The sequence below is a fragment of the Candidatus Symbiopectobacterium sp. NZEC135 genome, from assembly GCF_025962695.1.
The window spans coordinates 1-838 of record NZ_JAGFPF010000924.1; the positions used below are offsets into that span (position 1 = coordinate 1).

The following is an 838-nucleotide window of genomic DNA, read 5'->3' on the forward strand; positions in this document are numbered from 1 at the left end:
TATTTCCTATCTTCAGGAGCACCTCCAGTCGGAGTGGGATCATCCGATGTGCGTTTATTATTACTCTGAATCGGGATATGCTTCTTTAGCTTACCAAAAAATGCATGATGGCTTTGACTAATAAATAACAGTACAGCAGCTAACAAGGCAACGGTTACCACACCAAGGCTTATTAACCATGTCGGTGTGTTAGACTTGGTCGCCTGAATGGATACCGGTGCATGCCGCTGAACATCATTGATCCTGGATAATACGACGGAAATATTATCGTAACTAACATCTTCAAAGCTATTCTTGAGAAAGCGTTTTACATCACTGATCAATAAGGTGGTATCAGTAATGCTGTTATCATGATTGAGCAACGTTGAAAGATGAACGGGCGACTTTTTCCTATCGCCATCGCTGGAGCTCATATCATAGCTGACATGTACGCGAGCAGAAGCCACCCCTGAAATTGACAACAATGAATGTGCCAGTCGTTGCTCAATGCCGGAATAGAGACGCGCCTTTTCAGCACGCGGAGAAGAAACCAGCGCATCGGCAGGAAACATCTGCGCAATATCGATCGCCGGTGGACGTGGCAGCCCATAGGTATTCATTAAATCAACAGAAGCCGAAAAATCTTGAGAACTGACAGAGAGACTGTATCCCTCTTTTTTGATCTCATTTTTGTCAACCTTGATGTTATTGCGCTGTAAAAGCGCAATAACTTCATTAGCCTGTTGTTGATCTAACCCTTTCAGCAAAACATCTTGCTTACAACCTACAAGAAAGACTGCCAGTATGGGAAATAACAGGTATTTATGCATGATTATGAACGTAATAATGTTTCAACAGT

1 protein-coding gene is annotated in these 838 nt (G+C 42.7%); it reads right to left on the bottom strand.

Annotation, left to right across the window (positions count from 1 at the left end; translation table 11 throughout):
• A partial coding sequence (locus J5224_RS31480; RefSeq protein WP_264628915.1) for an EscJ/YscJ/HrcJ family type III secretion inner membrane ring protein occupies positions 1 to 809 on the bottom strand: 809 nt, incomplete at its 3' end.
• Between the last annotated feature and the right edge of the window lie 29 nt (positions 810 to 838).